The 23413-nt window shown below is 64.5% G+C and carries 19 protein-coding genes; 11 read left to right on the top strand and 8 right to left on the bottom strand.

Translation table 11 applies throughout. The features are described from left to right. Window positions 1–20: 20 nt before the first annotated feature. The 6 genes from DB708_RS25470 to DB708_RS25495 all read right to left on the bottom strand — a co-directional run bounded on the left by DB708_RS25470 (window position 21) and on the right by DB708_RS25495 (window position 7375). Window positions 21–884, bottom strand: coding sequence for a cyclopropane mycolic acid synthase family methyltransferase (locus DB708_RS25470; RefSeq protein ID WP_108926218.1), 864 nt, complete (start codon window positions 882–884; stop codon window positions 21–23). Between the two features lie 151 nt (window positions 885–1035). Further along, window positions 1036–1896, bottom strand: coding sequence for a cyclopropane mycolic acid synthase family methyltransferase (locus DB708_RS25475; protein WP_108926304.1), 861 nt, complete (start codon window positions 1894–1896; stop codon window positions 1036–1038). 98 nt (window positions 1897–1994) lie between these two features. Continuing rightward, window positions 1995–2900 (bottom strand): alpha/beta fold hydrolase, encoded by a 906-nt coding sequence (locus tag DB708_RS25480; protein ID WP_108926219.1) that lies wholly within the window; start codon window positions 2898–2900, stop codon window positions 1995–1997. Then, window positions 2900–4246: an ABC1 kinase family protein gene (locus DB708_RS25485; RefSeq protein WP_201263618.1), complete on the bottom strand. Its 1347-nt coding sequence runs from the start codon at window positions 4244–4246 to the stop codon at window positions 2900–2902. Before DB708_RS25485 ends, DB708_RS25480 begins: the two co-directional genes overlap by 1 nt. Before the next feature lie 129 nt (window positions 4247–4375). Next, the gene (locus tag DB708_RS25490) at window positions 4376–5824 is read right to left on the bottom strand and encodes a gamma-aminobutyraldehyde dehydrogenase (RefSeq protein WP_108926306.1); all 1449 of its coding nucleotides are present in this window, start codon (window positions 5822–5824) and stop codon (window positions 4376–4378) included. A 78-nt stretch (window positions 5825–5902) separates the two neighbouring features. After that, window positions 5903–7375: an APC family permease gene (locus DB708_RS25495; RefSeq protein WP_235616955.1), complete on the bottom strand. Its 1473-nt coding sequence runs from the start codon at window positions 7373–7375 to the stop codon at window positions 5903–5905. Between the two features lie 693 nt (window positions 7376–8068). On the opposite strand from DB708_RS25495, the gene DB708_RS25500 reads away from it, so the two are divergent. The 6 genes from DB708_RS25500 (at window position 8069) to DB708_RS25525 (ending at window position 17329) form a co-directional block, all read left to right on the top strand. Then, window positions 8069–8512 (top strand): Lrp/AsnC family transcriptional regulator, encoded by a 444-nt coding sequence (locus tag DB708_RS25500; RefSeq protein ID WP_235616956.1) that lies wholly within the window; start codon window positions 8069–8071, stop codon window positions 8510–8512. After that, complete coding sequence (locus DB708_RS25505) at window positions 8509–9864, top strand: aspartate aminotransferase family protein (RefSeq protein WP_108926221.1); 1356 nt, start codon at window positions 8509–8511, stop codon at window positions 9862–9864. The genes DB708_RS25500 and DB708_RS25505 overlap by 4 nt, the downstream gene beginning before the upstream one ends. Window positions 9865–10410: 546 nt before the next feature. Beyond that, window positions 10411–11526 (top strand): alanine dehydrogenase, encoded by a 1116-nt coding sequence (gene ald, locus DB708_RS25510; protein WP_108926222.1) that lies wholly within the window; start codon window positions 10411–10413, stop codon window positions 11524–11526. Window positions 11527–11639: 113 nt separating this feature from the next. Continuing rightward, complete coding sequence (locus DB708_RS25515; RefSeq protein WP_108926223.1) at window positions 11640–15803, top strand: glycoside hydrolase family 38 N-terminal domain-containing protein; 4164 nt, start codon at window positions 11640–11642, stop codon at window positions 15801–15803. Next, window positions 15800–16417 carry a DUF7158 domain-containing protein gene (locus tag DB708_RS25520; RefSeq protein ID WP_108926224.1) on the top strand — a complete coding sequence of 206 codons (618 nt, stop codon included), beginning with the start codon at window positions 15800–15802 and terminating at the stop codon, window positions 16415–16417. Before DB708_RS25515 ends, DB708_RS25520 begins: the two co-directional genes overlap by 4 nt. Window positions 16418–16423: 6 nt before the next feature. Further along, window positions 16424–17329: an ROK family protein gene (locus DB708_RS25525; RefSeq protein ID WP_108926225.1), complete on the top strand. Its 906-nt coding sequence runs from the start codon at window positions 16424–16426 to the stop codon at window positions 17327–17329. On the opposite strand, the gene DB708_RS25530 is transcribed toward DB708_RS25525, so the two are convergent. Next, window positions 17326–17661, bottom strand: a complete 336-nt coding sequence (locus DB708_RS25530; RefSeq protein ID WP_108926226.1) for a winged helix-turn-helix transcriptional regulator — start codon at window positions 17659–17661, stop codon at window positions 17326–17328. The genes DB708_RS25525 and DB708_RS25530 overlap by 4 nt on opposite strands. A gap of 81 nt (window positions 17662–17742) precedes the next feature. Between DB708_RS25530 and DB708_RS25535 the strand changes: the two genes are divergently transcribed. From DB708_RS25535 to rplL, 3 genes are all read left to right on the top strand, one after another. Then, window positions 17743–18183 carry a DUF1772 domain-containing protein gene (locus DB708_RS25535; protein WP_108926227.1) on the top strand — a complete coding sequence of 147 codons (441 nt, stop codon included), beginning with the start codon at window positions 17743–17745 and terminating at the stop codon, window positions 18181–18183. Window positions 18184–18438: 255 nt separating this feature from the next. After that, window positions 18439–19080: a 50S ribosomal protein L10 gene (gene rplJ, locus DB708_RS25540; protein WP_108926228.1), complete on the top strand. Its 642-nt coding sequence runs from the start codon at window positions 18439–18441 to the stop codon at window positions 19078–19080. Between the two features lie 32 nt (window positions 19081–19112). Next, window positions 19113–19508, top strand: a complete 396-nt coding sequence (gene rplL, locus DB708_RS25545) for a 50S ribosomal protein L7/L12 (RefSeq protein ID WP_108926229.1) — start codon at window positions 19113–19115, stop codon at window positions 19506–19508. Window positions 19509–19574: 66 nt separating this feature from the next. Here rplL and DB708_RS25550 read toward each other — a convergent pair whose 3' ends face one another. After that, a complete protein-coding gene (locus tag DB708_RS25550) occupies window positions 19575–20249 on the bottom strand; it encodes a TetR/AcrR family transcriptional regulator (protein ID WP_108926230.1) in 675 nt (224 codons plus the stop codon). Between the two features lie 94 nt (window positions 20250–20343). On the opposite strand from DB708_RS25550, the gene DB708_RS25555 reads away from it, so the two are divergent. Both DB708_RS25555 and DB708_RS25560 read left to right on the top strand, forming a co-directional pair. Then, window positions 20344–21870: a carotenoid oxygenase family protein gene (locus DB708_RS25555; protein ID WP_108926231.1), complete on the top strand. Its 1527-nt coding sequence runs from the start codon at window positions 20344–20346 to the stop codon at window positions 21868–21870. A gap of 172 nt (window positions 21871–22042) precedes the next feature. Continuing rightward, window positions 22043–23053: an ABC transporter ATP-binding protein gene (locus DB708_RS25560; RefSeq protein ID WP_201263619.1), complete on the top strand. Its 1011-nt coding sequence runs from the start codon at window positions 22043–22045 to the stop codon at window positions 23051–23053. The last annotated feature ends 360 nt before the right edge of the window (window positions 23054–23413 follow it).

Genomic DNA, 23413 nt, shown 5'->3' on the forward strand with positions numbered 1-23413 from the left:
CGCAGCTCAAGGCTGCCGATTTACTTAGCCAAGGTGAATTGGTTGACGTCGACGTAGCCTTGCCGGAATTTGTCGGCGCAGCCGGTCAGGTATTTCATGTAGCGCTCATAGACCTCTTCGGACTGGATCTCGATGGCCTCGTCCTTGCGTGCCTGCAGCGCCTGCGCCCACAGGTCGAGGGTCCTGGCGTAGTGCGGCTGCAACGACTGGCGGCGAGTCAGCCTGAAACCGGCTTGGCTCGAATGGTCTTCCACCATCGGGATTTTCGGCAACCGGCCGCCCGGGAAGATCTCCCGCTGAATGAAGATGATGAAGCGCAGCAGGTCGATGGAGATGGGTAGACCCTGGTCGACGATTTCCTGTTTCGTGAAATCGGTGATCGTATGCAGCAGCATCACGCCGTCGCCGGGCATCACGTGGTAGGCCATTTTGAAGAAGTCGCTGTAGCGATCGTGGCCGAAATGCTCGAATGCGCCGACCGACACGATGCGGTCGACGGGTTCGTCGAACTCCTCCCAGCCGGCCAGCATCACGCGCGTGCTCCGTGGGGTATCCATTTCGTCGAACGACTTCTGCACGTGGGCGGCCTGGTTTTTGGACAGCGTCAGGCCGACGACGTTGACGTCGTACTTTTCGACCGCGCGGCGCATCGTGGCGCCCCAGCCGCAGCCGACGTCGAGCAGCGTCATGCCGGGCCGCAGACCCAACTTGCCCAGCGACAAGTCGATCTTGGCGATCTGCGCCTCTTCCAGCGTCATATCGTCGCGCTCGAAGTACGCACAGCTGTAGGTCTGGCTGGGATCCAGGAACAGTCGGTAGAAGTCATCCGACAGGTCATAGTGCGCCTGCACGTCTTCAAAGTGTGGTGCCAGTTTTTGAGTCATCAGTGTTACGTCCTCCCCGTAAAGCCCACCGAAAATCCCCCGAGCCGAGTGGGTGGAATTTTATTACTCAGCCTCTGCCCGGTTTGACGAACGGTGAAACCTCGCAGTTCAACGCGAATGTCACGTCGGGCGTGTCGCGGGCGGCAACGCCCTATTTGGTGAGGGTGAACTGGCCGACGTTGGAAATGCCTTTGCGGAAGAGGCCCGAGCAGCCGGTGAGGTAGCGCATAAACCGGTCGTAAACCTCTTCGGACTGGACTGCGATGGCGCGTTCGCGATTGGCCTCCAGATTGGCCGCCCACATGTCCAGAGTCCGCGCGTAATGCGGTTGCAGATATTGGGTCTGCTCGAGCGAGAAACCGCTGGCTCGTGAAAGGTCGACGATGTCGGGTTCGCCGCACATCTGCCCGCCGGGGAAAATCTCCTTGCCGAGGAAGTGCAGGAACCGCAGATCATTCATCGTGATCGGGATGCCGTGCTCTTTCCAGTACGACTGGGGATGCGTGAAGATGCTGTGCATCAGCATCCGGCTGCCGTCGGGGAGCGTCTCATAAGCCCAGTCCCAGAACGCGGGCCAACGCTCCTTTTTGAATGCGTCGAACGCCTCGAAGCTGATGATCCGATCGACGTGGTCGTCGAACTCTTCCCAGCCCTGCAGACGGGCTTCGGTCCGCCTCGTAGTCGGGACCGCAGCCAGCCTTTCTTTGGTGCGCGCGTAGTGATTTCGGCTGAGCGTGATGCCGATGACATTCACGTCGTATTTCTCAGCCGCTCGAACGACGGCTCCGCCCCAGCCGCATCCGACGTCGAGCAGCGTCATTCCCGGCTCGAGGTTCAGCTTGTCCAGCCCGAGGTCCAGCTTCGCCAGCTGCGCCTCTTCCAGCGTCATGTCATCGTTCTTGAAGTACGCGCAGGTATAGACCATGTTGGGGTCTAAGAACAGCGCGAAGAAGTCATCCGAAATGTCGTAAGTAGCTTGCGACTCTTCGTAATACGGCTTCAGTTTCGCCACCATCACGTCCCCTTCGGTGTTAACGCTACAACGCTGTGAGACCCCGCGGGAAAATCACCACGAACTATGAACGCCGAAGCCGCCTGCTCGACTCTGACTCAGCTGGCCTCGGCGAAATTGCCAGTCAAAACACCGATCACCGGATCCCACAGCTGCTGTGGCAGATCATGTCCCATTCCCTCGAATAACACCAATCGGGCTCCAGCTATTGCCCTCGCGATCGCCCGTCCGCCGAAAGGCCGCATGAGTTTGTCGGACCGACCGTGGATGACAACTGTCGGTGCCACGATGCGGCGGTCGTGGTGGGCCAGGCTCCCGCTTCCCAGAATTGCGCTGAATTGCCCGACGACGCCTTGCGGGTAGTAGTTGCGGTCGTATCCCTCGGCGGCCTCGGCGCGAACCTGCTCGTCGGGTATCCGGTAGCGCGGGCTGCCGATGATCCTGCTCACCCGGACCGCGTAGTCCAGGATCACGTCGCGGGGTGAGCTCGGCGGCGGGCCTTTGAGGAGCGCCAGCAGTGCGCGTGGTGCCGGCGGCGGCAGGAATGCCGAGTTATTGCTGGAGAAGATGACCCCGAGGGTTCGGGTCCGCTCGGCGAACTGCGCGGCGAAGACCTGGGCGATCATCCCGCCCATCGACGCCCCGACGATGTGGGCAGCCTCGACGCCCAGATGATCAAGCACGGCTGCGGCGTCGTCGGCCATGTCCTCGAGCGTGTAAGTCGCCTTGCTGGGCAGACCCACAAAGGAGCGGGCCAATCGCGTGACCAGTGGCTGTCCGACGCTGCGGCGCTCGGTTTTGCCGGACAGGCCGACATCGCGGTTGTCGTAACGGATTACCCGCAGGCCCTGGCTGACCAGCCTCTCGCAGAACTCGGTCCGCCACAGCAGCAGCTGCGCGCCGAGCCCCATGATCAGCAGCACGGGCGGGTCGTCGATATCGCCCATGTCCTCGTAGTAGAGCTTCAGGTCGCCCGAGGCGGCGCTGCCGCTGCGAATTTCCATCAGACCTCGACGTCTGACTGATGCTCGCGGCTGACCTCGACCATGAAGTTGGCGAAGTATCCCGTCAGCTGAGGGTCGGACATCATCTGCCATTTCGGTGCCAGCAGCTTCATGTATCGCTCGACGTAGAGGAACTGCTTGCCGATCAACACCAACTCGCGGGGCAGCTTGACGTCGTAGGCGTCGGCCAGTGTCGACAGTTGCCGCCCGATGTCGGCATAGGACATGTCGCCCAGCGTCTGCATGGTCAGCGGGGTGGCGAACTTCTCCAAATCCTTGGCAGCCACGGCTTCGGGCTTCATCGTGCCGACGGCCCCCATCAGCACGACGATCTTGCCCGCCGCGGCGTGGTCCTTCTTGACCAGCAGGGCGTACACCAATTCGCGCAGCAGCCAACGGGTGCGCGGGTCGATGCGGCCCATGATCCCGAAGTCGAAGAACACGATGCGGCCCTGGTCGTCGACGTAGAGGTTTCCGGCGTGCAGGTCGCCGTGGAACAGCCCGTGCCGCAGCCCGCCTTCGAAAAGCGAGAACAGCAGCGCCTTCACCAGCTCGGTGCCGTCGAACCCGGCCTTGCGGATGGCGGCGACGTCGTCGATGCGGATGCCCTGCACCCGCTCCATCGTCAGCACCCGGTCGCTGGTGAATTCCCAGTGCACGGTCGGCACCCGGATGTTGCGGCCCAGCGGCGACACGTGCAGGTGCGAGACCCACGCCTCCATCGACTGCGCCTCGAGGCGGAAATTCAGCTCCTCGGCCAGGTTGGCGGAGAAGTCGGCGACCACGTCCTGTGCCGAGAGCCGGCGGCCCAGCTTGGCCAGCTCGACGGCTTGGGCGAAGCGCTTGAGGATCTGTAGGTCGGCGGCGACGCGGCGGCGGATGCCGGGGCGCTGGATCTTGACGACGACCTCCTCGCCGCTGTGCAGCGTGGCGTAGTGCACCTGGGCGATGGAGGCCGACGCGAACGGGGTTTCGTCCCACTTGGCGAACAGGTCGGCCGGGTCGGCGCCGAGCTCGTCGACGAACAGCCTGTGCACTTCGCCGGAGTCGGCCGGCGGCACCCGGTCGAGCAGGCCACGGAATTCGCGCGACAGCGATTCGCCGAACGCGCCCGGGCTGGACGCGATGATCTGCCCGAACTTCACATACGTCGGTCCGAGGTCGGCGAAGGTCTGGGGGAGCTGTTTGATCACCTTTTGCTGCCACGGCCCTTTGCCTGACAGCTTGGCGACGACGCGGCCGGCGGAGCGGGTGAGCTGCCAACCAGTAACTGCGACTCGGGCCGCTTCGACCGGCAACGGCACCCGGTCCAGCTTGGCCAAGTCTCGGTGTTTGGTAGAACTCATCCCAGCAGTCTGCCAAACCGGGGTAAGCAAGAACCAATTCTTCTGCGCGTGCCTGCAGCGGGAGGCTGTGGATGGGCATCCAGCTGGTGGTTGCAATGGCCGCTGCCGCGAACGAGAGGGCTGACGGGCTTAGGCCTGAAACCCGTGCCAGTGCATCACGTGTTTGATCCGGGTGTAGTCCTCTAGGCCGTACATTGAGAGGTCTTTGCCGTAGCCGGAGTGTTTGAACCCGCCGTGCGGCATCTCGGCTGCCAGCGGAATATGGGTATTGATCCAAACACAGCCAAAATCCAGCTGGGCGGCCACGCGCGCGGCGGTGTCAACGTTTTTCGTCCACACCGAGGACGCCAAGCCGTATTCGGAGCCATTGGCCAACTCAAGCGCCTGGTTTTCATCGCTGAATCGCTGGGCGGTCACGACGGGTCCGAAAATCTCGGTCTGGACCAACTCGTCGTCCTGGCGTAGGTCAGCGATCAGGGTGGGCTCGTAAAAGAAGCCAGGGCAGTCTTTCCGCTCGCCACCGGCAAGAATTCGAGCATGTGCAGGCGTGCGGGACACCAGCTCGCAGATGCGGCGCATTTGGTCGGCGTTGTTGATCGGCCCGAACAAGATGTCCTCATCCGTCGGGTCATAGCCGGTGTTGGTGGTGGCGACCGATTCGACCATCGCGGACAGGAACTCGTCATAGATGTCGTCGTGGATGATGATCCGGGTGGCCGCGGTACAGTCTTGACCGGCGTTGAAATAGCCTGCGGCCGTGAGCCCCTCGACCGCGGCACCGATGTCGGCATCATTGAAGATAATCACCGGAGCTTTGCCGCCGAGTTCCAGGTGAGCACGCTTGAGGTCATTGGCCGCGCTGGCTGCCACGGCCATGCCGGCTCGGGTGGATCCGGTGATCGACACCATCCGCGGCACCGGATGCGCGACGAGCGCGGCACCCGTTTCACGACCGCCGCATACCAAATTGCACACCCCGGGTGGGAAGATCTCCTGCATCTTCTCCACCATCCAGTAAGACGATGCCGGCGTGGTTTCGGATGGCTTGAGCACCACGGTGCAGCCAGCGGCTAACGCCGGAGCGAACTTCCATGCCGCCATCATCATCGGGTAGTTCCACGGCGCTACCTGCGCGACCGGGCCGACCGGCTCACGACGGATCGACGAGGTATGCCCGCGCAAGTATTCGCCTTGTGAGCGACCTTCGAGTACTCGCCCTGCACCGGCAAAGAATCGGATCTGGTCGACCATCGGGGGAATCTCCTCCGACATGGTTAACGAGATCGGCTTGCCCGTGTTCTCGCTCTCGATCGCGACGAGCTCACCGGCGTTGTCCTCGATGACATCTGCGAGTTCCAGCAGCGCGCGCTGGCGTTCACTGGGGGTGGACCAGCGCCACGATTCGAATGCCGTCGCTGCCGCCTTAAACGCCTCATCTACGTCCCTGGCAGAGGAGTTCGGCGCCGATGCATATACCTCCCCCGTCGACGGGTTGACGAGATCCATCGCGTGGCCGTCGGCCGCTGCCTGGACTTGCCCTCCGATGATGTTGTAGAAGGACTTCTTTTCCGGTAACACGATCACCTCTTGGAGTTGTTTGTTCTCAACGTTGGGTATCCGGGCCGGCGCCCGCGTGACTTGCGGGGACGCGGAGGGTCATCGCAGGACACGGCTGGCCTGAGCCGTGGAAGTGGCCGCGGCCGAAAAAAATTTGGGCCGCAATATCCGCATCACAATCATCAAAACGAAACCGAGCAACAAAATGCCAAAACCCAGATAGAAGACCAACCCGATGCCCCCGATGGAGGCGCCGCTGCCATGGCTGGGGTTCATGCTCTCGCCTTCCGAGATCACGAAGACGAGCGCCAGCATGACTCCGCCCAGCAGTGGAAAGAGAAACTTGAACAGCGCGTTGCGGATGCTGTGGAAGAGCACCTTGCGGAAATACCATACGCATGCGAACGCGGTGATTCCGTAGTACCAGCACACCAGAATGCCAAGTGCTGCAACAGTATCCAGCAAGACTCTATCGGACAGCAATCTTACGATGACATAGAAGGCACTAGTGATGAGGCCAGCCGCGACAGTGCTGAAGACCGGCACCCGGAAGCGCGGGCTCATCCGTGCGAAGCGTTTGGGAAAGGCCTCGCTGGCACCCATCGCAAGCATGCATCGCGCCGCAGGCAGGATCGTGGTCTGTACGCTGGCTACCGCCGATGCAAGGATCGCCAAGAACAGTAGCTGGCTACCCCAGCTGCCGAGCACCGGTTGTGCCAGAGCGCCAAATGCGTTGTCCGAGTTGGCTGGATTTCCCAGACCCAACCCCTTGGTGCCGACGCCGGCGTACATCATCACTGCCACACTCACCAGCAAGTAGGTAAGCAGAACCGTGACGACGCACAGCATTCCGGCGCGGCCCGGCACTTTTTCGGGATCTTTGCATTCTTCCCCCAGGGTGAGGCAAGTGTCCCAGCCCCAGAAGGCGAACACCGAACCGGTGACACCAATGACGAACGCGCCCACGGTAATACCGGTGAAGGGGTTGAACCAGTCGAGGCTGAAGCTGAGGTCGGTCGGCCCGTAGCCCTGATCAGGACTAACGCTCACGATGGCCGCGATCGCGAAGCCCACCAGTACCACTATCTGGAAGCACACCAGGGCCCGCTGGAGTCGTGCGCTAGTTTCAATGCCGCGACTTGAAATCCAGGTTGCCACGACGATAAACGCCAGCGTAGTGACAATGTCGATCCATTTGTTCGCAGCCAGATCGGCGATTCCAGGATCATGAAACAGGCCTGCGAGGAACAAGTAGAAGAACTGAACCGCTACGGCGGCTGTGTTCGATAGGACGATAATCGTCGCGATCACCATCCCCCAACCGCACATCCATCCCACGTAGGGCCCAAATGCCTTGGTGGACCATGTAAACGATGCTCCGCAGTCAGGAGAATCAGAGTTAAGTTCGCGGTAGGCGAAGGCGGTCAGGAGCATCGGGATAAAGCCGCCGATAAATACCGCTGGCATTTTGAGTCCGACAGCGGCGACGATAAGGCCAATGCTTGCCGTCAGCGTGTAACCTGGTGCGACGCAGGAGATGCCGAGTATGGCACCAGAGAACGTGCCCACCATCCCGGCGGCTAGACCTTTGTCAACCGTTCCGCCGCCCTCGGGACCGTGGCCATTGCTAAGTGGCGCACTTGACGTTGAAATCGCTAATTGGCCGAGCTCCGATTCGGTGTCGGTCATGACGGGCCGTTCACCCGCGGTGTATCGGTACTTGGCAGGGACAATCGCCTGCATCGAGGTGCGCGGCCAGTCGGGTTGAGACCGCTCGTTCGGGAGGCACCCCGCTGGAGCGCTTGCACCACAACGACAATTTGCCAAGGTTGTCCAGATCCATTTGCAGGAGCCCCTTCGATCATGCTGCCTGGATAAAAACACCGATAGCCGAGGTGTTCGCGATCAACGACTGTCACGTCGCGCGGCACCGTATGCCGACGCGCGCGCCGTACATCAGGTAGAGCAGCGGTGCCCACCGACAGCCATTCTCTGGCTGGCACGTCTTCCACTGCTCCGCCGGTGACTGTTGATCAATCCCCTGCCAACGACACAGTTGGTGTCATGGAGCGAACATAGCCGACCGCCATGCGTGTGGCTACTGATTCCATGTAAAATCCGTGTTTATCCGATTGATTTCGTGTTTCAGTTGCATCTTTGACATGGATTCAGTACATAATGTCTCCTATGGGCAATTCCGTCGTTCCCGCCGGCGAGGAGCCGGCGCCGCGTTGCGCTCCCGGTGCGCTGAACCAGGGCGCGGCGATGCTCGATGAGTTGTCCAAAACGATCATCGAGATCCTGCAGGAAGATGGCCGGTCTTCTTACGCGAAGATTGCCAAGACCGTTGGGTTGTCGGAGGCAGCGGTCCGTCAGCGCGTACAACGGCTGATTGACTCCCGGGTGGTTCAGATCGTGGCCGTCACTGACCCAATGCAGCTCGGATTCGCCCGCCAGGCAATGATCGGTATCCGCTGTGCCGGCGACACCAACAAGCTCGCCGCTCAACTGGCGGCTATCGACTCGATCGATTACGTGGTGCTGACTGCAGGGTCTTTCGACCTGATCGTCGAGGTGGTCTGCAAAGACGACGGGGACCTGCTCGACCTACTCAACAGCAAGATCAGGGCGCTGGCCGGAGTCATCTCCACCGAGACATTCGTCTACCTGAAACTCGTTAAGCAACAATATAACTGGGGGACCCAATGACAGAAGTTTCCACCAAGGGCGCAAACCATCTGTGGGGCCACTTCGCCCGTCACGGCGCCGGCATCACACCTCCGATCATTACCCGGGGCGAGGGCGTAACCATCTGGGATGATCGGGGCAAGAGCTACCTCGACGGGTTGTCGGGATTGTTTGTTGTGCAGGCCGGACACGGCCGTCGCGAACTCGCCGAGGCCGCCACGCGGCAGGCGGAGACACTTGCTTTCTTCCCGCTGTGGTCGTATGCCACTCCGACCGCGGTCGAGCTGGCCGAACGTCTGGCGCACTATGCACCCGGCGACGACAACCGAGTGTTCTTCACCACCGGCGGCAGTGAGGCAGTCGAGTCGGCCTGGAAACTTGCAAAGCAGTACTTCAAGCTGACCGGTAAACCCGGTAAGTACAAGGCGATTTCGCGATCAGTCGCCTACCACGGGACACCCCATGGCGCGCTAGCCATCACCGGCGTGCCCGCGTTTCAGGCGCCGTTTGCACCGATCACCCCCGGCGGCGTGCGAGTCCCGAATACAAACTTTTATCGGGCGCCCGCGCGGTTTGACAACGATCTGAAGGCGTTCGGGCTGTGGGCGGCCAACCGGATTGCCGAGGCCATTGAGTTCGAAGGGCCCGATTCGGTAGCGGCGGTGTTTTTGGAGCCCGTGCAAAACGCGGGCGGATGCTTCCCGCCGCCGCCAGGCTATTTCGAGCGGGTACGTGAAATCTGTGATGAGTACGATGTGCTGCTCGTTTCCGACGAGGTGATCTGTGCGTTTGGTCGGGTAGGAGCGATGTTCGCGTGCGACGAGTTTGGCTACGAGCCCGACATCATCACCTGCGCCAAAGGCTTGACGTCGGGCTACTCCCCGCTTGGGGCGATGATCGCCACGGGCAAGCTATTCGAGCCCTTTAATGACGGTAAGACGACGTTTTCGCACGGCTACACCTTCGGTGGGCATCCAGTGTCGTGTGCGGTGGCGCTGGCCAACCTCGACATCTTCGAGCGTGAGGACCTCAACGATCACGTGAGAAGGACGGCGCCCGCCTTCCGCGCCACCCTAGAAGGTTTGCTTGACCTGCCAATCGTTGGCGATGTACGCGGCGAGGGATTCTTCTACGGCATCGAGCTGGTCAAGGACAAGGCCACCAAAGAAACCTTCAATGCCGACGAGAGCGAGCGGCTGCTACGCGGCTTCTTGTCGGGGGCGCTACTCGAGGCTGGACTGTATTGCCGCGCCGACGATCGTGGCGATCCGGTGGTCCAATTGGCGCCCCCGCTGATCAGCGGCCAAAAGGAATTCGACCAGATCACGCAGATTCTGCGCAGTGTCCTCGCGGAAGCCTGGTGTCGGCTGTAGCCATTGCCTGACGTTGCGAGGCGCCGCTGCGCGAGCTGAGCGACATCGTGCGCAAAGTTGTACTCGGCGGATGTCTAGCGGATCGACGGTGCTGAAGCGCGAAATGGATTGTGAGTGAGGAACATTGACTGAAATCGACTTCAGTGAGGCATTCGCCTTGGTTGATAACGGACTTCATCCTTGCCGTCAGTGCGATGACGGCCAGCCGCGACGGCGATGGCCGTTCGGTGGGAGATTTCGGCAGCGCCGCCGCGTGCTTTTCAGCGGCGGTCCAAAAACTCATGCCGAGCTTCGAGCGAAACGCGCCAAGCGCCGCGGCCGTTGATCGTGCGCCAATCTGCCACGCACACAACCGCACCCGAGAGCCCTGACTCAACACCTAGCAACGAGAGGAGGCGCGCCGGGTTGCCGAAGATTCATCGTCGAGTTCCGCCTCGCACACCGTGGGATCGATAAATATTCGAGTTTCTGCGACAGGCTTGCGAATAGGGCAGGTCTTCTTCGTCGTTGGGACGACCATTCCGTACCTTCTTCAGAGGAGTCACTATGCGTGTCGGCGTACCGGCCGAGATCAAGAACAATGAGTTTCGCGTAGCGATCACCCCCGCCGGGGTCGCAGAACTCACCCGACGTGAACACGCCGTCGTCATCCAGGCTGGAGCTGGCGAAGGCTCTGCGATATCTGACGCGGATTTCAAAGCCGCCGGCGCAGAAATCGCTGACACCGCCGACCAGGTATGGGCTGAGGCTGACCTCTTGCTCAAGGTCAAAGAACCCATTGAGGCCGAATACACCCGGATGCGGCGCGACCAGACGCTGTTCACCTACCTGCACCTGGCAGCGTCGCGACCGTGCACCGATGCGTTGCTTTCGTCCGCCACGACGTCCATTGCCTATGAGACGGTGCAGACTGACGACGGTGCGTTGCCGCTGCTTGCCCCGATGAGCGAAGTCGCCGGCCGGCTGTCGGCTCAGGCCGGCGCCTACCATCTGATGCGCACCCATGGCGGGCGCGGAGTGCTGATGGGTGGTGTTCCGGGCGTAGCGCCTGCAGATGTTGTGGTCATCGGTGGTGGGACGGCCGGGTACAACGCCGCCCGTGTTGCCGGTGGGATGGGTGCTGACGTGACGATCTTCGACATCAATATCAACCGGTTGCGCGAGCTTGACGCGGAGTTCGGCGGCCGCATTCAGACACGCATTTCGTCTGCGTACGACCTGGAGTCTGCGGTCAAAGACGCCGATCTGGTCATCGGAGCGGTGTTGGTGCCCGGGGCCAAGGCTCCCAAGCTGATCCCGAACTCTCTTGTCGCGCACATGAAGCCGGGCTCAGTGCTAGTGGATATCGCGATTGACCAAGGCGGATGCTTCGAGGACTCCCAGCCGACCACACACGATGATCCGACATTCACGGTGCACGACAGCGTGTTTTACTGTGTCGCCAACATGCCGGGTGCGGTGCCGAGGACGTCGACCTACGCCCTGACGAATGCGACCATGCCTTACGTACTGAAACTGGCCGGTCTCGGCTGGCGAGCGGCATGCACGTCCGATCCGGCGCTGGCAAAGGGTTTGTCGACCCACGATGGAAAATTGCTGTCGGAACAACTAGCAGCCGACCTAGGTCTCCCGTCAGCCGATCCGGCCGCAGAGCTGGTTTAGGGGCTCGGGAATCTGGCGCGGAAGCCTCCGTTGAACGTGGCGCGCCAACTCAATTGATGACGTGCAGGATCACTGATCGCACCGACCAGGCCGCCGCGAGTTAAGGTGCGGGCATGCAGCTGGTTTCGGCGCAGTCGACCGAACTGTTCGTCGGGCCGCCCGAAGCGCCATTACAGCTGGCCCGGGTTGTTGTCGGCGATGTAGCAGAGCCGACGCCGATCCGTATCGACGGCGACGGCCTGAGCGGGCAAGGGCTCGCCGGCGTGGGCGACGAGATCGTCGAGATTCCGGTGACGGTGCGCAGGCCGGTCGTCGGGCAGCGGCGGGCCGCTCGGGTGCGTGCCGGCGGCGCCAGCGCGCAGTTCGAGTTCAGCGTGGCTGAGCCCGGCTGGACGATGTACATGGTCAGCCATTTCCACTACGACCCGGTCTGGTGGAACACGCAAGGCGCCTACACCAGCGAATGGCGCGAAGACCCGCCAGGTCGACAAGCCAACGCTTTCGAATTGGTGCATGCGCACTTGGAAATGGCCCGCCGCGAGCCCGAGTACAAGTTCGTGCTCGCGGAGGTGGATTACCTCAAGCCGTACTGGGACACCCACCCCGAGGACCGTGCCGATCTTCGGCGCTTTATCGCCGACGGTCGAGTCGAAATCATGGGCGGCACCTACAACGAACCCAACACCAACCTCACCAGCCCGGAGACGACGATCCGAAACCTGGTGCACGGCATTGGTTTTCAGCGCGACGTGCTGGGTGCTGACCCGGCAACGGCATGGCAGCTCGACGTGTTCGGCCACGACCCGCAGTTTCCCGGGATGGCCGCCGATGCCGGGCTGACGTCGAGTTCGTGGGCCCGCGGACCGCACCACCAGTGGGGCCCGACCCACTCAGGCGGCGTCGAGGGCATGCAGTTCTGCAGCGAGTTCGAATGGATCTCCCCATCCGGCCGCGGTCTGCTCACCCACTACATGCCGGCGCACTACGGCGCGGGCTGGGGAATGGATTCGTCGGCCTCGCTGGCCGAGGCCGAGCAGTCCACCTATGCGTTGTTCGATCAGCTCAAGAGGGTCGCGCTGACACGCAACGTACTGCTGCCCGTCGGCACCGACTACACCCCGCCGAACAAGTGGGTCACCGAAATCCACCGCGATTGGGCCGCGCGCTACACCTGGCCGCGATTCGTGTGCGCGACACCGCGCGAGTTCTTCGCCGCGGTGCGCGCCGAGCTGGACGAGCGGGGGTCGGTGCCGTCGCCGCAAACGCGCGACATGAACCCGATCTACACCGGCAAGGACGTCTCTTACATCGACACCAAGCAGGCCAACCGGGCTGCCGAAACGGCGGTGCTGGATGCCGAGCGCTACGCGGTGTTCGCCGCGCTGATGACCGGCGCCGACTACCCGCATGCCGCCTTGGCCAAGGCGTGGGTGCAGCTGGCCTACGGGGCGCACCACGACGCGATCACCGGGTCCGAATCCGATCAGGTGTACCTCGACCTGCTGACCGGTTGGCGCAACGCGTGGGAGCTGGGTCGCGTGGTCCGCGACAACTCGTTGGCGGCGCTGTCGCGCGCCATCGACAGCCCGGCGGATGCCGTCGTGGTGTGGAACGCATTGACACACCAGCGCACCGACGTCGTCACCGCCCGGGTTGATCCGCCGCTGGCCGCCGGGGCGCGGGTGCTCGACGCCGGCGGTGTTGAGCTGCCGGCGCTGGTCGAACATGATGGTCGGTCGGTCAGCTGGCTGGCTCGCGACGTCCCGTCGCTGGGCTGGCGGGCCTATCGGCTGGTTCCCGCGGACCAGGTCACCGGCTGGGAACCGCTGTCCGGGCACCAGATCGAAAATGAGCATTACCGGTTGGCCGCCGATCCGGCTAGGGGCGGGGCGGTGGTGTCGCTCGTTCAGGACGGCCATCAGCTGATCGCGCAGGGACGGGTGGGCAACGAACTCGCCGTCTACGACGAATATTCCGCACACCCGCAGCAGGGTGAGGGTCCTTGGCATCTGCTGCCCAAGGGGCCGGTGGTGTGCTCGTCGGAATCGCCGGCGCAGGTGCGGGCCTACCACGGACCGCTCGGTCAGCGACTCGTCGTGCACGGCCGGATTGGCGAGATGCTGCGCTACACCCAGACCTTGACGTTGTGGCGCGGCGTGGCCCGGGTCGACTGCCGCACCACCATCGACGAGTTCACCGGCGAGGACCGGCTGCTGCGGCTGCGCTGGCCGTGTCCGGTGCCGGGCGCCATGCCAGTCAGCGAGGTGGGCGACGCCGTCGTCGGCCGAGGGTTCGCGTTGCTGCACGAAGGGTCGCGGTCGGTCGACACCGAGCATCTGCCCTGGACGCTGGACAACCCGGCTTACAGCTGGTTCGGGCTTTCATCGGCTGCCAGGATTCGATTGGGAGATAACGATATTCGTGCAATATCGGTAGCCGAAGTGGTGTCACCGTCGGAAACTGCGTCCGGCCCGCTGGCGCGTGGGCTGATGGTCGCGCTAGTCCGCGCCGGCGTCACGGCCACCTGCAGCGGCGCCGGCAAACCTCGCTACGGCAACCTCGCGGTTGACTCCAACCTGCCGGACGTCCGCATCGCGCTCGGCGGCCCGGACCGCAACGAATTCACGAAAGCGGTTCTGGCCGAGTCTAATCCGGTGTATGCCAAAGAGCTCGTTAGCCAACTGGCGAAGACCGGCCGGGCTCGGGTGTGGGTGCCGGCGGCGGCGCCGTTGGCGGCGGCCTGGGTGCCCGGCGCCAACCTGAGTGCGGTACTTGCGCTGCCTGTGCTGGTGATCGACGGCGCCGACGACAGCCGCCTCGACGCCGAGATTGCTTCCGTAACAGATGATCTCGATGACGCCGAGATCGTCGTCAAACAACAGGCCGGGCCCGGTACCCAACAGTTCGAATCCCGCACAGTCGCGTTGCTAAATCGCGGCGTGCCGAGCTTCGCCGTCGACACCGAAGGCACGCTGCACACCGCGCTATTGCGGTCCTGCACCGGCTGGCCGTCGGGCACCTGGATCGACGAGCCGCGCCGCACCGCACCCGACGGCTCTAACTTCCAACTTCAGCACTGGACACACCATTTCGACTACGCACTGGCAGGTGGGGACGGCGACTGGCGGCACGCCGAGATCCCGACCCGTAGCGCGCAGTTCTCCCATCCGCTGCGCGCGGTCTTCCCGAACCAGCGACGAGGCGACCTGGCGCCGACCGGATCGCTGCTGCAGGTCGAGCCCGCCGACACGGTGCATCTCGGGGCGTTCAAGGCGGCCGGCAACCCACTGACTGCCGGTCGTGCCGAGCCCGTCGACCCGGGCGCGGTGGCACTGCGGCTGGTCGAAACGACGGGTTCGCGCGCCCGCGTCTCGATCGGCTGCCCGCTCGGCAAGCTGGGCGGAATGCAGCTGGCCGACCTGCTGGAGACACCGCGGTCGCGCAAGCGATCGGTGGAACTGCACGGGTACCAGGTCGCCACCGTGCTGGCCCGGCTAAAGATCCCCAAGGCATTCGACGAGCCCAGCGCACTGGGCCCGGACGCCGAGATCGCTCAGCCGCTGTATGCGCGCTACTGGCTGCACAATCGCGGGCCCGCACCCCTGGGCGGCCTGCCGGCCGTCGCGCATCTGCACCCGCAGCGGGTCACCGCCGAGCCGGGTGCTGAGCTGGCGTTGCGGGTTACCGCGGCCAGCGACTGCACCGACGCGCAGCTGCACGGCGCTGTTGTACTGACGTGTCCGGACGGCTGGACGGCGACACCCGCGGAGTTACCGTTCACGCTGGGCTGCGGCGAGCACCGGGAGGCCGATGTGGGGCTGGCAATTCCGGCCGATGCCGCGCCCGGGCTGTACCCGCTTCGGGTGCAGTTGCGCATCACCGGCGACAAAGTTCCGGCCGCTTGGCGGCAGACGGTCGAGGATGTGTGCGTCGTGGAGGTCGGCGCGGGCCAGGACACCGAGCTGGTCTACCTCGTCGACGGGCCCGACCAGATCGCGCTGCGCGGCGGCGAGACGGCCCGCCTGGCCGTGACGATCGGCAGCCATGCCGGGGCGGACCTGTCGGCCGAGGCGCATCTGATCAGCCCCTGGGGCACCTGGGAGTGGATCGGTCCGGCCAGCCTCGGTGCGGTGCTGCCGGCCCGCGGCACCGTCGAACTCGGCTTCGACGTCAGTCCGCCCGTGTGGTTGGAACCCGGCGAATGGTGGGCCCTGATCCGGGTCGGCTGTGCCGGCCGGCTGGTCTATTCGCCCGCGGTCAAGGTGACCGTGACATGAGCGTGCACCCGGTTGCTACCGTCGCCGGCACGCCCGTCGCGGTCGAGGAAGTCGACGCGGCCGAGGCGCGACTGCGCAACGGCCCAGCCGCTGCCGCGCTGCCGGCCGGTGGCACCAGCGAGGGCCGCCAACTGCGGCGCTGGCTGACGCAACTGCTGGTAACCGAACGCGTGCTCGCGGCTGAGATCGCAGCCCGCGGATTGACCGCGCTCGGCGCACCGGCCGAGGACGAGTTGCTGCCCGACGTGACGGCTCGGCTGGAGATTGGCAGCGTGGCAGCGGCGGCGCTGGGGGACCCGCGGGCCCGGGCGCTGTTCGCCGACGTGACCTCCGCGGTCCGGGTCAGCGATCGCGAGGTGGCTGACTACCACGCCCGCAATCCGCTGCGGTTCGCCGCGGCGCGCCCCGACCAGCACGGCTGGCTCGCGCCGTCGTGCGTCGCGCCGCCGCTGGCCCAGGTCCGGTCCGCGATCACCGAGCACTTGGGTGGCGCCGCGCGGCGCCGTGCCTTCCGGATGTGGCTGGATGCCCGACGGTCCGCACTGGTCGAGCTTGCTCCGGGCTACGAGCACCCCGGCGACCCGCGCCAACCCGACAACACCCATCGGCACTGATCCGCCATGCTCACCCTCTGCCTGGACATCGGCGGCACGAAAATCGCTGTGGGCCTTGCTGATTCCGAAGGGTCGCTGGTGTACACCGCGACCCGGCCCACCCCGGCAGGCGGTTCAGCCGATCAGGTGTGGGCAATGGTCGCCGCGATGATCGCCGAGGCGTTGGCGGCGGCCGACGGTGCGGTGCGTGCGGTGGGCATCGCCTCGGCGGGCCCCATCGACCTGCACAGCGGAAGGGTCAGCCCGATCAACATCGAGGGCTGGCAAGGGTTTCCGTTACGGGACCGGGTCGCCGCCGCGGTACCCGGCGTGCCGATACGGCTGGGCGGCGACGGCGTATGCATGGCACTCGGCGAACACTGGCTCGGCGCGGGGCGGGGTGCGCGCTTCCTGTTGGCCATGGTGGTGTCGACCGGTGTGGGCGGCGGATTGGTGCTCGACGGGGCGCCCTATCCCGGGCGCAGCGGCAATGCCGGGCACGTCGGTCACGTGGTGGTCGAACAAGACGGCGAGCCGTGTACCTGCGGGGGCCGCGGCTGCGTCGAAACGGTGGCGGCTGGACCCTGGCTGGTGCGCTGGGCGCGGGCTCACGGCTGGTCTGCACCGCGCTCAGCCGACGCCCGCGAGCTGGCCGCCGCGGCGACGGCCGGCGACGAGGTCGCGTTGCGTGCGTTCGACAGGGGCGCCACCGCGCTCGCGATGATGATCGCATCGGTGGCGGCGGTTTGCGACCTGGACCTTGTCATCATCGGGGGAGGCGTGGCCAAATCCGGGCACCTGCTGTTCGACCCGCTGCGCGCGGCGCTGGCCGGTTACGCCGGGCTGGATTTTCTGTCCGGTCTGCGCGTGGTGCCGGCCGCTCTCGGCGGCGAGGCCGGCCTGATTGGCGCGGCCCGGCTTGCGGGAGCCTAACCAACTTCGTTGCGTTGCATGTGCTTTCGTCCCCAGTCGCACAGGCTCGCCAGCACCGGGCCCAGCGTCAATCCGTACTCGGAAATCGAGTAGTGCACGCAGGGCGGAACGGTGCGGGCGTCGTGGCGCTGGATGATCCCGGCGTCAACCAGCTCGTGCAGGTGACGGATCAGCATCCGTTCGGTGATGCCCGGGATGCTGCGCCGCAGCTCGGCAGTGCGCAGCGGTCCGTCGCACAACCGCCAAAGGATGGTGCCCTTCCAGCGGCCGTCGATCACCGACAGCGCGGCGTCGATCGGGCAGTCGCCGACTTCCTTTTTTGATACCGGCATCGCAGTTCCCAGCCTCGCAGCTATGCTGACTAATTTGTCAGTACCTTGATATTTGGCAGCATAACAGCCAGGGTCGTTCTGATGAGCGACATTCTGAACGCGGTTGCGGTTATGGTCACCGGCTCGATGGTGGGGGTGGAGTTATCGGTCGCCGCGTTCTTCAATCCACTGTTCGCGCGGCTGCCCGACGATGCCTTCCGCGCGGCGCGCGGGCGGGCCGCGCGGGTCCTGGGTGCGGTGATGCCGTTCTGGTACATGGGCACCCTGTTGGTCCTGGCCGTCGCCGGCGTCCGCGCGTGGGGCGGGACGGCCGGCTGGCTGTGTGGCGTCGCCGCGGGTCTGATGGCCGGCGCCGTGCTGTTGACGGTGACGATGCTGGTGCCGATCAACAATCGCATCGCGAAGTGGCCGGCCACCGGTGAGGTATCGCGCGAGCTTGCGGCGCGCTGGGACCGTCTGCACTGGCTGCGGGTGCTGGTGCTGCTGGCCCTGTTGGCTCTGCTGAGTGTCGCCGTCACCTGAGATCCGCCGTTTTGGTGACCAGGGCGTGTCACGCTATTCTTAGTCCCGATCCACCGAAGACCGTCGGTCACCGAGCAATCGGTCGAAGGTCCGGGAACATCCCGGCGGCCCACGCAGGAGGACGAGGCATTACCGCCGGCACCTGTGCCGGTGTATCCCAACGCCCCGTGCTGCTTCCTGCGCCGGGGCGTTCGTCGTTCCTCGGGTGATCACCGACGACACGTCTAACCGTGACTTTTCACCGAGGAGGTATGCATGGCCAGAGCCGACAAGGCCACCGCCGTTGCGGACATTGTCGAGCAGTTCAGCACCTCGACCGCGACCGTCATCACTGAATACCGGGGCCTGACGGTTGCCAACCTGGCAGAGCTGCGCCGCTCGTTGTCGGGTTCGGCCACCTACACCGTGGCCAAGAACACGCTGATCAAGCGGGCTGCGACAGAAGCGGGGATCGAAGGTCTCGACGAGCTGTTCGCAGGCCCGACGGCCATCGCGTTCGTCAGCGGCGAGCCCGTCGACGCCGCCAAGGCCATCAAGACCTTCGCCAAAGACAACAAGGCGCTGGTCATCAAGGGTGGCTACATGGACGGCCACGCGCTGACGGTGGCCGAAGTCGAGCGCATCGCCGACCTGGAATCGCGCGAGGTGTTGCTGGCCAAGCTGGCGGGTGCCATGAAGGGCAACCTCGCCAAGGCCGCCGGCCTGTTCAACGCGCCGGCCTCGCAGTTCGCCCGCCTCGCGGCCGCCCTGCAGGAGAAGAAGACGGCCGAGCCGGCCGCGACCCCGGCCGCCGAACCAGCTGCGGAAGCACCCGCTGCCGCAGCACCCGCCGATTCACCGGCCGACGCGGCACCCGCTGCGGAGGCACCCGCCGAGACATCCGCCGACGCCGAATAACCAAAAACCCAAGTTCAGGAAGGACCCACACCATGGCAAAAATCTCCACCGACGACCTGCTTGACGTCTTCAAGGAAATGACCCTGCTGGAGCTCTCGGAGTTCGTGAAGAAGTTCGAGGACACCTTCGAGGTCACCGCGGCCGCTCCGGTCGCCGTCGCTGCTGCAGGTGGTGCCGCCGCCGGTGGCGCGCCCGCCGAGGCCGCCGAGGAGCAGTCGGAGTTCGACGTCATCCTCGAAGCCGCTGGCGACAAGAAGATCGGCGTCATCAAGGTTGTCCGCGAGATCGTCTCCGGCCTGGGCCTCAAAGAGGCCAAGGACCTGGTCGACGGCGCGCCCAAGCCGCTGCTGGAGAAGGTCGCCAAGGAAGCTGCCGAGGAGGCCAAGGGCAAGCTCGAGGCCGCCGGCGCGACCGTCAGCGTCAAGTAGTTCAACTCGCGCAGACCCCCGGGAACCTAGTAGCTGGCCAGCTCTAGTCTCGGGGGTTTCGTGTGCTCAGGCCGAGATCGCGGACTGCAGCGATCGAGCCACATGCTCCGTTGAATCTCCCAGCGCGACAAGAAGATTTGACGTCATGGCGCCGAGCACCGGGGTGACGGCCGAGCCGTCGTCGCCGTAGTAGCCGGCGAGTTCTAGCATCACGAACCCGTGGATCAACGCCCAGAACTGCGCCGCGGTGGCCACGACGGCAGCATCGTCTTCTGCTGAGCCGACAGTGATCCGCCCGGCCTGCATGCACCGGTGCACGCCGCGCACCACGTGCGCAAAGCTCTGATAGCGCTCCTCGATCTCGGCGAGCGTCAGCGTTAGGACGTTGTGCGCGGGGGCGTTGATTCCGTGCGCACTGGTGCTGCCGAACATCAGCCGATACATGTGCGGTCGCTCAATGGCATAGCGGCGGTAGGCGCCGCCGACAATGAACAGGTCGGCGACCGGGTCGTCGGACGGCGGCACCGTCAACGCCTCGTCGAATTGCCGCAACCCCTCGTCAGCGACCGCTGCGATCAGCGCTTGCATCCCGCCGAAGTGGGTGTACACCGACATCGTCGAGGTCCCCGCGGCGCCGGCCACCTTGCGGGTCTGCAATGCGTCGGGCCCATGCTCGTCGAGCAGGCCGACCGCGGCGTGCAGCATCTCGTCGCGGACACCGCGCTGAATTTCCGTAGCCATCTCTCCAACCATCTCCGATGAGGCCTTGCCATCTTCTCACCGTCGGCGTACCGTCTCAATAACGCTGAAATATCAATGTTATAGGAGTTCAGCCATGACTTCCACCCAAACCGCTAAATCCGAGAACCCGTATCTCGAGGGCTTCCTGGCGCCCGTCGCCGCTGAGGTAACCGCGACCGACCTGCATGTCACCGGGCAGATCCCGGAGCACCTGGACGGGCGCTACCTGCGTAACGGGCCCAACCCAGCCGCGGAGGTCGACCCGGCCACCTATCACTGGTTCACCGGCGACGCGATGGTGCACGGCGTGGCCTTACGCGACGGCAAGGCCTGCTGGTATCGCAACCGCTGGGTCCGCACCCCATCCACGTCCGCCGCGCTGGGCGAGCCCGAGCCCAAGGGTCTGAATGCACGGGCCGGGATGTTGTCGGTCGGCCCCAACACCAACGTGCTGACCCACGCGGGGCGCACGTTGGCGCTCGTCGAGGGGGGTGGCGCCAACTACCAGCTCACCGACGACCTCGACACCGTCGGCCCATGCGACTTCGACGGAACCCTGTTCGGCGGCTACACCGCTCACCCGCACCGGGATCCGCGCACCGGCGAACTGCACGCGGTGTCCTACAGCTTCGGCCGCGGGCATACCGTGCAGTACTCGGTGATCGACACCGCCGGCCATGCGCGGCGCACCGTCGACATCGAGGTGACCGGGTCGCCGATGATGCATGACTTCTCCCTGACGGATAAGTACGTGGTGATCTACGACCTGCCGGTGACGTTCGACCCGGCGCAGGTGCTGCCGGCCAACGCCCCGCGCTGGCTGAGTTTGCCGGCCCGCCTGGTGCTGCAGTCGGTGCTCGGTCGGGTCCGGATTCCCAGTCCGCTGATGACGGCGCTGAACAGCAATCGGCAACCCATTCATCGGATGCCTTACAGCTGGAAGGACAGCTACCCGGCGCGCATCGGGGTGATGCCCCGGGAAGGCGGCAACGCGGACGTGCGCTGGTTCGATATCGAACCCTGCTACGTCTTCCACCCGCTCAACGCCTACTCGGAGATGCGTGACGGCGCCCGAAAAAAGGAAGAGGTCCTGGTGCTCGACGTTGTCAGCTACGCGCGGATGTTCGAAGCCGACCTGCGGGGTCCCGGCGACAGCCGACCCGTGCTGGAGCGCTGGACCATCAACCTGACGACCGGCGCAGTGAGTACCGAATGCCGCGACGATCGCCCGCAGGAGTTCCCGCGCATCGACGAGACCCTGCTGGGTGGGCGGCACCGATTCGGCTACGCCGTTGGGATGGATGGCGGCTACCTGTCCGGTGGCATAACCGAGATGACCTCGGCGCTCTACAAGCACGACTATGCGACTGGATCGAGCTCGGCCGCGACCCTGGACCCCGACGTTTTGATCGGCGAGATGTCCTTTGTGCCGAATCCCGCAAACGGCACAAAGGAGCGGGCCGAAGACGACGGCGTCCTGATGGGTTACGGATATCACCGTGGCCGTGACGAAGGGCAATTGCTGTTGCTGGACGCACAGACTCTCGAGTCGGTTGCGACCGTTCACCTGCCCCAGCGCATACCTATGGGTTTCCACGGAAACTGGGCTCCGGCCACCTGAGCCCTTTACCGGCACGGCCATGACCACTAGCCTCCGTGCAGGGCGGGTCTCAGGTCAGCGAATTTTTCACTCCGGTGCTGTGCAACCATGCTGCGTGGTCCCGGGCGTGCGCTACAGTGACTCAAGCCACACAAAGGGGCAGGTGGCAGCAGGTGTCGACGGAAGGATTCCAATGGGCGTCGCTATCGAGGTCAGTGGTCTGACCAAGTCCTTCGGATCCTCGAGGATTTGGGAAGACGTGACCCTGGATATCCCCTCTGGGGAGGTCAGCGTTTTGCTGGGCCCGTCGGGTACCGGCAAGTCCGTGTTCTTGAAGTCCTTGATCGGCCTCCTTCGTCCGGAACGTGGCTCGATTGTCATCGACGGCACCGACATCATTGAGTGTTCGGCCAAGGAGCTCTACGAGATCCGCACGCTGTTCGGTGTGCTGTTCCAGGACGGCGCGCTGTTCGGTTCGATGAATCTCTACGACAACACCGCCTTCCCGCTGCGCGAGCACACCAAGAAGAAGGAAAGCGAGATCCGTGACATCGTCATGGAGAAGCTCGAGATGGTCGGCCTCGGCGGTGACGAAAGAAAGTTCCCCGGCGAGATCTCCGGTGGTATGCGCAAGCGTGCCGGCCTGGCCCGCGCCCTGGTGCTGGACCCGCAGATCATTCTCTGCGACGAGCCCGACTCCGGTCTGGACCCGGTCCGTACGGCCTACCTGAGCCAGCTGATCCTCGACATCAACGCGCAGATCGACGCCACGATCCTGATCGTGACGCACAACATCAGCGTCGCCCGCACCGTGCCGGACAACATCGGCATGCTGTTCCGCAAGCACCTGGTGATGTTCGGCCCGCGCGAGGTCCTGCTGACCAGCGATGAGCCGGTGGTGCGCCAGTTCCTCAATGGCCGCCGTATCGGTCCGATCGGCATGTCCGAGGAGAAGGACGAGGCGACGATGGCCGAAGAGCAAGCCATGGTCGACGCGGGTCACCACTCCGGCGGCACCGAGGAGATCGAGGGTGTGCCACCCCAGATCGTCGCGACGCCGGGCATGCCGGAGCGCAAGGGCGTGGCTCGCCGCCAGGCCCGGGTGCGCGAGATGTTGCACACCTTGCCGAAGAAGGCGCAGGCGGCGATCCTCGACGACCTCGAGGGCACCCACAAGTACCAGACGCACGAATTCCGCGACTAGTCGCAACCGTCTGATCGTCCTACCCGCCCCCGACTTGCGGGGTGGGGTCTGGCCCTACGTGCCCGAAACTGCAGCCACAGGATTTTGCACACAACTTGCCGCGCCTTCCTCTTGACGAACGGGCGTGCACAGGTCAATCTGTTGGGCAGCATGTACCCGCGGGAAAGTCGAGATGCCGGCCAGCGCCGATCTCCCTGACTGGGTAGTTGAGGAATGCGCGCGCCTGCGCTATTGTTGGACGTTGCGCTGGCTACCTCCTGCCCACCTCACCCGCCACTTGACACCGTGGTCTTAGCCTGAGCCCCCTCTGCGGCTCAGCTATTTAGTTGCGCGCGTGAGGCTCGGGTAGATCGTTCGCCG

Source organism: Mycobacterium montefiorense (assembly GCF_003112775.1).
GTDB lineage: Bacteria > Actinomycetota > Actinomycetes > Mycobacteriales > Mycobacteriaceae > Mycobacterium > Mycobacterium montefiorense.